Source organism: Barnesiella sp. (assembly GCF_022723415.1).
Classification (GTDB): Bacteria; Bacteroidota; Bacteroidia; order Bacteroidales; family Barnesiellaceae; genus Barnesiella; species Barnesiella intestinihominis.
Genome location: NZ_JAIJHU010000077.1, coordinates 1 through 10,678 on the forward strand (window position 1 = coordinate 1; position 10,678 = coordinate 10,678).

Here is a 10,678-nt window from a genome sequence, read left to right on the forward strand (position 1 = left end):
CTGTAAGAATTCTTACAGGCTTTTTTGTTTTGTCGGGGATAAATTTAAAAACTCTGTATCTTTCCCGGTATGATGGCGGTAGGCTATCTATGAATAAAAAATAGAGACCGTCTCTAAATATTTTGGTTTGAGGTGGGTAAAGATTTTTTCTTTTATCGTCTTTATGTATATAGTAATATCATGAAAATTGGTTTAGTTATGAATGTGAAACTCTTGAAGAATTTAGCTTTTTTAGGCTTGTTATCGTTTTCGGTTTTCCCTTCTTTTGCTTTGTCGAAGATTATTCCCGATGGAACAATTCCTTATAATATGGGAGTTCAGTTAAAAGGCGATACCGATGGCCCGGAAGATTTAGATCGTGTACAGGAATTAGGTATGAAGTGGGTAAGACGAGGGTTTATTTGGGAATCTATCGAACGAGAAAAAGGTGTTTATGATTTTAGTCAGTATGATCGTTTTGTAAACGATTGTGAGAAGAGAGGTTTGAAAATTATTGGCTGTATGGCTTTTAGTAATAAACTGTACGGGCATGTGAAAGACGAACCGGCTCGTTCGGCTTATGCCGATTTTGCAGCTGAGTTGGTAAAACACTATAAAGGGCGAAATATTATATGGGAGATATGGAACGAACCGAATACGATGACATTTTGGGGACGTCATGGGAAAGTCGGCAACTCCCCTCAGTATGCCCGGGAATATACAGATTTGGTACGGGCTGCCGTGCCGGCCATGAAAAAGGCCAATCCCGATTGTGTGATTTTGGCGGGTTCGGTTTCGAACATGTGGTCTGAGTCTTATAAATGGATGTCCTATTGTTTTGCAGATGGTATGTTGGATATCCATTGGGATATATGGTCGGTGCATCCTTATGGCGTGAAAGCTCCGGAGGATTACATGGAGGCATATTCTCATACTCGCAATTTAATGAAGAAAGCCGGTGGAGATACCGGACGTCTTTGGATAAATTCGGAGCGGGGTTTCCCTTTGGGAAAGGCCGAGGGATATGCAGGGGGCGATCCTTCTCTTGCGTATGAATATCAAGCGTGGCACGTGATTCGGCAATACCTTGTTGATTTATTAGAGGGGTTGCCTGTAACCATTTGGTATGAATGGGGTGGAAAAGAGGGATTTGCTTTATACCGTGCAGGAAATATGACTCCCGCCTATAATGCTTGTAAAACCTTTGTGAAAGAGTTAAGCGGATACAAGTTGGATTGCCGAATGAAGACAGAGAACAAGAGGGATTTCGTACTCCGTTTTATCGACAAGAACGGCAATGAAAAGTTGGTCGCTTGGACGGCTCCGGGAGTAATGGAAAGTCCTGATAAGATAGTGCCTCATTCAATAAAGATAGCGGTGGGAGATGTTTCTCCCCGATTGGTCACAACCGATTTATATGGTCGGACCGATATTGTAGAGGTGTCGAATGGAGTTATAGAGCCGTGCCTGACAGGGGCTCCGGTATATATTACTCTTCGATAAATAAGATGGAAATGATTTCTTGTTACGGTCGTCGGGGCATCTTTTGATTATATCGATGATTTTACTATGAGAGTAAAAATAAAAAAAATTGATTGTCTCCCGACAACCAATCTTCTTAACCTTAAATCTAATACCATGAAAAACACAGTGCAAATATACTGCTTTTATATGTTTTACAACATGTTTTCTGAAAAAATCATTCTTATTTTATGCTATTTTAATATTTGAGCTGCTGTTTTAAAGAAAAGAAATAAAAATGCCCCTGTAATACAGGGGCATTTTTATTTCTTTTGCGTTTTATTTTTATTGAATGTCGATGCTATTCAATAAGTCTACTTTCCCTTCATTTACCAGTTTCAGAATTAATTCGCCGAAAAGTGTGTTTTGCCAAGCGAACCAAGCCCGAGTGAAATTTTTAGGATCGTTTTTATGGAACGATTCGTGCATAAATCCTGTTCCGGCATCCGTTTTCATCAACATTTCTATGCACTCTTTTATTTCTTGATCATTTTGACTGGTAAATGCCTTCATCATAATACTCATAGGCCATACCATATCATAACCGATGTGGGGGCCTCCTATGCCTTCGCCGGCGCTACCTTTGAAGAAATAGGGGTTGTCTTCGCTCCATACGAATTTGCGGGTGTTTTGATAAATAGGATCGTTTATGTCCACATCTCCCAAATAGGGCATTGCCAGCAGGCTGGGAACATTGGCATCGTCCATCAGCAGTTGATTCCCGAATCCATCGACTTCGAAGGCATATATTTTACCGTATTTCGGGTGATTATAAACCGCATACTTTTGCAGGGCGGTTTCTACCTCTTGGGCCAGATCGGAACATTCTTTCGCTAGTTTCTCGTTGTGATTTACCTTCCGCAGGATTTCAGCAGATTTTCTCAATGAAGTTACGGCAAAGAAATTTGAAGGAACGAGAAATTGGAATGTCGTGGCATCGTCGGAGGGACGGAACGCAGAGATTATTAGTCCGACGGGTTTTACCGGATTCCCTAATCCGTTGTTGGTCATTGTATCGAGAGCTCTCTCTGTTTTACGTTGGAATTTGTAGGGGCCATTGCCTTCTTTCCGTTGCTGTTCTTTGAAAGTTCGCAGTACATTCGTAATGGCTTGTATCCATTCTTCGCCAAATACACTGGTATCACCGGTAACTTTCCAATATTGATAGGCTAACCTAATGGGATAACACAGCGAGTCTATTTCCCATTTGCGCTCGTGCAGTTCGGGTTTCATATCTGTCATGTCGGACATCCATTCCCCTCCGGTAGGACCCATGTTAAATGCGTTTGCGTATGGATCGATATTGATACATTTGAATTGGCGGTTGATGACCCCTGCCAACATTTTCTTTAATCGAGGGTCTTGGTTAGCCAATTGCACGTAGGGCCATACTTGAGCTCCTGAGTCGCGCAACCACATGGCGTGTATATCACCGGTATATACGAAAGTATCGTCGTCCCCATCGAAATGTACGGTCGTATCGAGTGTGTTCGGAAAACAGTTCTCAAACATCCAAGCCAGCCGGGCATTTGTCAATAAGGATTTTACTCGTTTGATTTGTTCTTCTACGGCGTTGGATACGAACAAGCGTTCTTGCGGACGGTTGCTTGTGTATTGTATCCGGGTGTTGTCTTGCTGTGCTGTCGCTACACGAGCTGTGGCTGCATGGGTATAGGAGAATCCATATCCGAGAGCCAGACATAAGCAACTTACTTTTGCAATAGATTTCATAAAAATATACTGTATGTATGGTTAATAAATAAAAATGTGTATCAGTTATAATTGGGAAATCGACGTATATCGTTTTAGTTTTTATCGCATACTGCCAACTTGACCATTACAGGGAAATGGTCGGACGGTATGCGAGATTCGTATCTTCTGATTGAGATTTCTTCGGGACAATCTTTTACCGAGGCTTTTTGAGCGCCTTCTTTCATACGACGATAGCTGTCGGTGAGAACGCCGTATTTCAGAATATGGAATGTAGGCGTTACAAACACATGGTCGATTCGGCTTTCGGTGTAGTTGTCAGAGTCGAAACCGTTGAATGTGCCGTTGATCGCATAACGCAAGTCGGCTACTTCGAATGCGTCGCGGAGTATTCCACTTTTTGTTAAGGCGAGGTAGGAGCGATGAGTCTGGTCTACATTGAAATCTCCGGTGAGTAAAGCTGGTAGATTTTCGCCTATTTCTTTCATTTTTTGTTGTACGAGCAAAGCGCTTTCTACTCGGGCTTGTTTCCCTATATGGTCCATGTGGAGATTGAAAAAGAGAAATTCAAATCCGGTTTCTTTGTATTTGAAATGTCCCCAAGTGCAGATTCTCGGTAAAACCGCATCCCAGCCGACGCTCGGTTTTTCAGGTGTCTCCGATAGCCAAAAGTCTCCGTGTTCCAATAATTCGAATTTATCGATTCGGTAAAAAATGGCTGCATGTTCGCCTTCCTTTTTTCCATCATTACGCCCCACGCCTATGTAATCATATTTCGGGAGGCTCGTTTTCAGGGAGTCTAATTGATGTCTGAGCCCTTCTTGTGTCCCAAAAATATCGAATTCATGAAACTGTACCAGCCCGGCTATGATGGGGCATCTATTTCCCCAACCGTCTCCTTGCAACGAATCGGCGCTGTTTGCGTTCCTCAGGTTATAGGAGGCTGCGGTAAATGTGGTTTTTTTATCGGGTTGACAACCACATAACAGTATGATTATTACGGATAGGATACCTATGCTATTCTTACAGTTCATATATGATATTGATTTGTCTTTCCAAAAGTACTACATTTTATTCATTCGCCAAAGAGAAAGAATAAGGCACAGTTTCTTTGGTTGAGCCTCGTTTCAAATTGGGTTCGTTGTCCATGAGGAATTGTATTTTCCCGCCTTCTACCAAGACGTTGTGCTTGAAATAATTGAGTGTGTGGTTCTTTCCGTTGAGTTTTATCGAACGAATATATTTGTTTGTTGCGCTATTGTTTTTGGCCTCGATGGTCAGGCACTTCCCGTTTTCCAGATGCAGCTTTGCCTCCTTGAATAATGGTGTCCCGATAATATATTGGTCGGTTCCGGGACAGACAGGATAGAATCCGAGAGCCGAGAATATGTACCAAGCCGAGGTTTGTCCGTTGTCTTCGTCACCACAATATCCGTCGGGAGTGGCGGAATAGAGTTTTTCCATGATATCCCTCACCCGATATTGCGCTTTCCACGGCTCTCCCGAGTAGTTATACAGATATACCATGTGTTGTATGGGCTGATTGCCGTGGGCATATTGTCCCATGTTCATCACTTGCATTTCCCTCATTTCATGTATGACTCCCCGGCTTTTGATTCCTAAGTAGCTGGGTATGACGAAAACCGAGTCCATCATGTGGTTGAATGCTTCGTTGCCCCCCATCAAGTCTATGAGTCCTTGCGGGTCGTGGAACACGCAGAAACTCCAATGCCAACTGTTCCCTTCGCAAAAATCGCCGCTCCAATCCGTGGCGCTGAAACGAGGATTGAATTTTCCCCGATCGTCTTTCCCGACCATGAGTTTTTCCGACGGGTTGTACACATTTTTATAGTTTAGGCTTCGCTGTTTATAAATCTCTATTTCGCTATCGGGTTTTCCCAATTTCTTACCGAGGGTATAAATGCACCAGTCATTATAGGCATATTCCAATGTGCGAGCGACATTTTGTCCCACACCGATATTATTGGGTACATATCCCAACCGGTTGTACGCTTCGAAAGCGACTCTTCCCGATGCCGTGCCTTTCAGGTGGTTGTTCGCTCCGTGTTTCAAAGCCTCCCATAACAGTTCTATGTCATAGTCTTGCAAGCCTTTGATATAGGCATCGGCGACAACCGAGGCCGAGTTGTTTCCAACCATACAATCCCGATGTCCCGGGCTGGCCCATTCGGGTAAAAATCCACTTTCTTTGTAAGCGTTGACTAATCCCTCTTGCATTTTTTCGTTCATCGAGGGATATATTAGATTTAACAGCGGGAATAGAGAGCGGAAGGTATCCCAGAATCCGGTGTCGGTAAATAGGTAACCGGGTAATACTTGTCCATTGTAAGGGCTGTAATGAATGGTTTCACCCTCGGCATTTATTTCGTAAAATGCTCGTGGAAAAAGAACCGACCGGTATAAACAGGAATAAAACGTACGCAAATTGTCGATGTCGTTGTCTTTAATTTCAATTTTGGATAATATTTCGTTCCAACGGTTCTTTCCTTCTTCTGTTAAACGGTTGAAATCTCCATCGCCGAGTTCCTGCAAATTCAATTCCGCCTGCTCGAAACTGATGAAAGACGAGGCTACTCGTGCGTGTATTTGTTCTCCTTTGTGTGTGGAGAAACCGATAATACCGCCTGCATGGTTTCCTTCGATTTCGGTTTGGTTGGTCTTGATGGCATTGTCGAGAGCCACGGCGGTGAATTGAAACGGTTTGTCGAAAACAATGATAAAATAGTTCTTGAAATTTTCGGGAACGCCCCCCGAATTCCGGGTGGAATATCCGATGATTTTATTCTCTTCGGGTATGATTTTTATATAAGAGCCCTTGTCGAAAGCGTCGACGATAACATATGAATTTTGCTCCTCGGGAAATGTGAAGCGGAATAAAGAGGCTCGTTCCGTTACCGTCATTTCTGTGGTGACATCATGGTCGGCCAAATATACTTTATAATAGTAAGGTTTAGCTATCTCGGCTTTATGAGAGAACCAACTGGCACGTTGGTTCTGTTCGAACACGACTCCTCCGGTTACCGGCATAAGGGCGAATTGCCCGTAATCGTTCATCCATGGACTGGGTTGGTGGGTCTGTTTGAACCCTTTTATTTTGTCGGCATTGTATGTATATGTCCAACCGTCGCCCATATCTCCGGTTTGCGGAGTCCAGAAGTTCATACCCCACGGCATTGCAATAGCTGGATAGGTATTTCCGGTGGACAGTTCGAATTTCGATTGGCTCCCTACGAGAGTGTTTACGTAATCTACGGGGGAATTGTTTGCGAGAACGGGTAGATAAAAAAAGATAGTGTTGATGAAAGATAATTTGAAAATGACAGAAAATTTGTTCATCTTATCAGGTGTTATGTTAATATGATCGGTTCGATGCACATTCATTCGTAAGAAATCATAACGAATCCTTATTTGGGGGTTATTAGTGGCGTGGAATAAAATATGGTTCAAATATACGCATAAGTGAGTGCACCGCCAAATTTATTTGACCTCTGCACTCACCTTTTGCTATCTTTAAGTTGAAACTCGAAGATACTTCCGCTCGGCCGAATAAAATTAAAGCGAGCTTTGTTTTGCTCTGCTCCCGCTTATACGTATCTTTGTACTCTAATATGGCAAGGATTCTTTCAATAGATTACGGAAGAAAGCGTACGGGCATAGCGGTGACAGATCCGTTGCAAATTATAGCAAACGGATTGACAACCGTGGCATCGTCGCAGTTGATCGATTTTCTCACGCAGTATATGCAGCGAGAGTCGGTCGAACGGGTCGTCGTGGGGCTGCCACGGCAGATGAATAACCAGCCGTCCGAGAGTATGCGCTATATAACCCCTTTTGTCAACCGGTTCAAAAAACTTTTTCCCAATGTGCCGATAGAGTTTTTTGACGAGCGGTTCACTTCGGTTTTGGCTCATCGGGCGATGATCGACGGAGGCTTGTCCAAAATGGCTCGGCGAAATAAGGAGCTGGTTGATGAGATAAGTGCGACGATAATTCTGAGGGATTATTTGGAAAGTAAAAAACAATAAGATATGGTACTACCTGTTTATCTTTACGGGCATCCCGTAATTCGTAAGGAGACCGAAGAGATCGATGCTTCTTACCCTCAGCTGAAAGAGCTGATTGAAAATATGTATGAGACGATGTATGCTGCCGAAGGTATCGGGCTGGCAGCTCCGCAGATAGGACTTTCTATCCGGTTGATCGTTATCGATGTAAATCCTATGGCCGAGTATTTTCCCGAGTGCGCCGATGTGAAGCTGACCTTGATAAATCCGGTTCTCGAAGTATTGGAGGACGGGTCGAAGGAGACCCGGGAGGAGGGCTGTCTCAGTCTGCCCGGTATTCACGAGCCGGTTCCCCGTATCGAGAAGATTAGGTTGAAATGGCTCGATGAGAATTTTCAACCTCACGACGAGGTTATCGAGGGGTATCTTGCACGAGTGGTTCAACACGAATACGACCATTTGGAAGGGAAGGTCTTTATCGACCGAATCTCGCCCATTCGCAAGCAATTGATAAAATCGAAGTTGACCAATATCATTAAAGGGAAAGTACGCTGCGACTATCGCGTGAAAGCGACTCCCTTGAAAAAATAAGTTTTACTCTTTAATTCTATCTTTTTTATATGGCAGACGATAAAAAAATCATATTCTCGATGGTGGGGGTGAGCAAGATGTTCCCTCCGCATAAACAAGTGCTCAAAGATATTTATCTCTCGTTTTTTTACGGGGCGAAAATTGGTATTATCGGTCTCAACGGGTCGGGTAAGTCTACGTTGTTGAAGATTATTGCCGGAGTGGAGAAATCGTATCAGGGCGAAGTGGTATTCTCGCCGGGGTATTCGGTGGGGTATCTCGAACAGGAGCCCAAACTCGACCCTGAAAAAACAGTAAAAGAGGTCGTACAAGAAGGGGTGCAACCTATTCTCGACTTACTGGCAGAATATGAAAAGGTAAACGAGTCGTTCGGTGATCCCGACGTACTCGAAAACCCGGACAAGATGGAGGCTTTGATCGCTCGTCAAGCCGAATTGCAAGATCACATCGATGCCTCTGATGCGTGGAACATAGACAATAAATTGGAACGGGCGATGGATGCGCTTCGCTGTCCGCTTGAGGATCAACTCGTAAAATTCCTTTCGGGAGGAGAGCGTCGTCGGGTGGCATTGTGCCGTCTGTTGTTGCAACAGCCTGATATTTTGTTACTCGACGAACCTACCAACCACCTCGATGCCGAGTCGATCGATTGGTTGGAACAGCATTTGCAGCAATATCCCGGTACGGTTATTGCCATTACCCACGACCGTTATTTCCTCGACCACGTGGCCGGGTGGATTCTCGAACTCGATCGGGGCGAAGGTATTCCCTGGCAGGGAAATTATACCTCGTGGCTGGAACAGAAAACCAAACGTATGGAGATGGAGGAGAAACAGGCGAGCAAGCGGCGTAAGACTCTCGAACGGGAATTGGAATGGGTTCGTATGGCTCCCAAAGCCCGACAGTCGAAAGGTAAAGCCCGCTTGAACTCGTACGATAAGCTATTGAATGAAGACCAAAAGGAACGAGAGGAAAAACTCGAAATCTTTATTCCCAACGGGTCTCGTCTAGGTAACAAGGTTATTGAGGCTCACGGAGTCGCTAAGGCTTTTGGTGACAAATTGCTTTTCGATAATCTCGATTTCGTATTGCCTCCCAATGGTATCGTGGGCGTGATAGGACCGAATGGAGCCGGAAAAACCACGCTGTTCAAACTGATTATGGGACAGGAGGCTTGCGACAAAGGAACTTTCGAAGTGGGCGAGACCGTGAAGATCGCTTATGTGGACCAGACCCACAAAGATATAGACCCTGCCAAGACGGTCTATCAGGTCGTTTCGGGCGGACTCGAAACGTTCCGCATGGGTGGTCGGGATATGAACGCTCGTGCCTACCTCTCCCGCTTCAATTTTACGGGAGCCGATCAGGAGAAACTCATCGGGGTGCTTTCCGGTGGAGAACGTAATCGTCTGCATTTGGCTATGGCTTTGAAAGAGGAGGGTAATGTACTCTTGCTCGACGAACCTACCAACGACATCGATGTAAACACTTTGCGGGCATTGGAAGAAGGTCTTGAAAATTTTGCCGGTTGTGCCGTTGTAATTTCTCACGACCGCTGGTTTCTCGATCGTATCTGTACCCATATACTTGCTTTCGAAGGCGATTCGAAAGTGTTCTATTTCGAAGGTTCTTATTCGGAATACGAGGAAAATAAGAAAAAGCGTATGGGCGATGTGGAACCACATCGGGTACGTTATCGCAAACTTATGGAATGATCAATTTGTTTTTTATAGAAGAAGCGGCGAACCCACAGGCGGGCTTGCCGTTTCTTTGTTATAGGAGGACGGTTGTAGGCTACTTATCTATAATTTGTCGATGAACTTTGTTATAATTCTTTTTTTTTAATAGTATGACGATATATTTTACTAATTTTGCATTGAATCTCAATGGAATGAAATTTATTCGTTGAGAGGACATATTGGAGAAGATGGTGTGAGCTTATTAAAAAATAGCTCGGAATAATGTTAGTTTGTGTTTCGACTTATTTTTTGAAATGCGGTTCCATCTTCGAAAAGGTGTTATTGAAGTTGTCTTCTACATTCAAACTTGGCCGTCTGAAACAAGATGAAGATAATCGCAGTAGCACCTGCATCGATTGCTCGTATATCTGCCGAGAGGTGGATTTATATAGCAATAACGGTGTGGGGCTGTTGTTTATCTATCTTGTGGGTAAGCCAAGACCTGAATGTAGGATAAACATGATACAATCCTCACACCTTTTTTATAGAGAATTAGACCATTTAGGGGATTGAGGGTCATAAAATCTTAGTATTATGATTGGAGTTAGATTTAGTGAAAACAAGTGTTGTCGTAATTCCCAATGCAAAAAAGTTTTATGGTTGAGTATGTTGTTATTGACATCGTTTATTATCGGCTGTGAAGATCAGGAGCGGAATAATGTAACATGGGGGTGGGGATCTTTGGTGGAAAGATATTCTTTTCTCTCTGACTTTCCTGCATATGATGGGGGAATAGCGAAATATGATTACCAAGAAGTGGAAGATAGCGTATTGTTGTATGTTGTTTTGGATTATGTAGATAAACCGTTTGTCGTTGCTTATTTTAAAAAGTTAGAAGATTCGGGATTTGAGATGAAAAGTGATTTAAGGATTTATAAAAAGTATAAAGAAAATCAGAATTATAAATTGATAGTTGAAGTTGATATAATGTCTATAACATTTAAGAAAATACCTTTGACGAAGGAGCCACCGATGGATCAGTCAGACGAATTGGCTCTGTCGACCTTCGAAGGGATCGACGGAGCGACGGCGGGTAACTATCGGGCAGTCATCTCGTGGTATGGAGCATCGTTCCCGTTGACATTCGACGTGATGTGCGGCAACGGTATGGTA

The 10,678-nt window shown here is 43.6% G+C and carries 9 protein-coding genes; 6 read left to right on the forward strand and 3 right to left on the reverse strand.

What is annotated here, in order from left to right; translation table 11 throughout:
* The first annotated feature begins 198 nt into the window (after positions 1–198).
* On the forward strand, positions 199–1,482 hold the full coding sequence (locus QVD32_RS11835) for a cellulase family glycosylhydrolase (protein WP_021891009.1): 1,284 nt from the start codon (positions 199–201) through the stop codon (positions 1,480–1,482).
* 303 nt (positions 1,483–1,785) lie between these two features.
* On the opposite strand, the gene QVD32_RS11840 is transcribed toward QVD32_RS11835, so the two are convergent.
* The 3 genes from QVD32_RS11840 to QVD32_RS11850 all read right to left on the reverse strand — a co-directional run bounded on the left by QVD32_RS11840 (position 1,786) and on the right by QVD32_RS11850 (position 6,567).
* Positions 1,786–3,231 (reverse strand): glycoside hydrolase family 125 protein, encoded by a 1,446-nt coding sequence (locus QVD32_RS11840; protein WP_021891010.1) that lies wholly within the window; start codon positions 3,229–3,231, stop codon positions 1,786–1,788.
* Positions 3,232–3,305: 74 nt separating this feature from the next.
* Positions 3,306–4,244 carry an endonuclease/exonuclease/phosphatase family protein gene (locus tag QVD32_RS11845; RefSeq protein WP_021891011.1) on the reverse strand — a complete coding sequence of 313 codons (939 nt, stop codon included), beginning with the start codon at positions 4,242–4,244 and terminating at the stop codon, positions 3,306–3,308.
* A 37-nt stretch (positions 4,245–4,281) separates the two neighbouring features.
* A complete protein-coding gene (locus tag QVD32_RS11850; protein WP_118687473.1) occupies positions 4,282–6,567 on the reverse strand; it encodes a GH92 family glycosyl hydrolase in 2,286 nt (761 codons plus the stop codon).
* Positions 6,568–6,839: 272 nt separating this feature from the next.
* Here QVD32_RS11850 and ruvX point away from each other — a divergent pair, with 272 nt between their 5' ends.
* From ruvX to QVD32_RS11875, 5 genes are all read left to right on the forward strand, one after another.
* A complete protein-coding gene (ruvX, locus tag QVD32_RS11855; protein ID WP_008861077.1) occupies positions 6,840–7,256 on the forward strand; it encodes a Holliday junction resolvase RuvX in 417 nt (138 codons plus the stop codon).
* Positions 7,257–7,259: 3 nt separating this feature from the next.
* Complete coding sequence (gene def / locus QVD32_RS11860) at positions 7,260–7,826, forward strand: peptide deformylase (RefSeq protein WP_118687474.1); 567 nt, start codon at positions 7,260–7,262, stop codon at positions 7,824–7,826.
* 29 nt (positions 7,827–7,855) lie between these two features.
* Complete coding sequence (gene ettA, locus QVD32_RS11865) at positions 7,856–9,541, forward strand: energy-dependent translational throttle protein EttA (RefSeq protein ID WP_118687475.1); 1,686 nt, start codon at positions 7,856–7,858, stop codon at positions 9,539–9,541.
* A 349-nt stretch (positions 9,542–9,890) separates the two neighbouring features.
* Positions 9,891–10,022, forward strand: coding sequence for a hypothetical protein (locus tag QVD32_RS11870; RefSeq protein WP_278709921.1), 132 nt, complete (start codon positions 9,891–9,893; stop codon positions 10,020–10,022).
* A 149-nt stretch (positions 10,023–10,171) separates the two neighbouring features.
* On the forward strand, positions 10,172–10,678 hold a 507-nt coding region (locus QVD32_RS11875; protein ID WP_287710255.1), incomplete at its 3' end, for a hypothetical protein.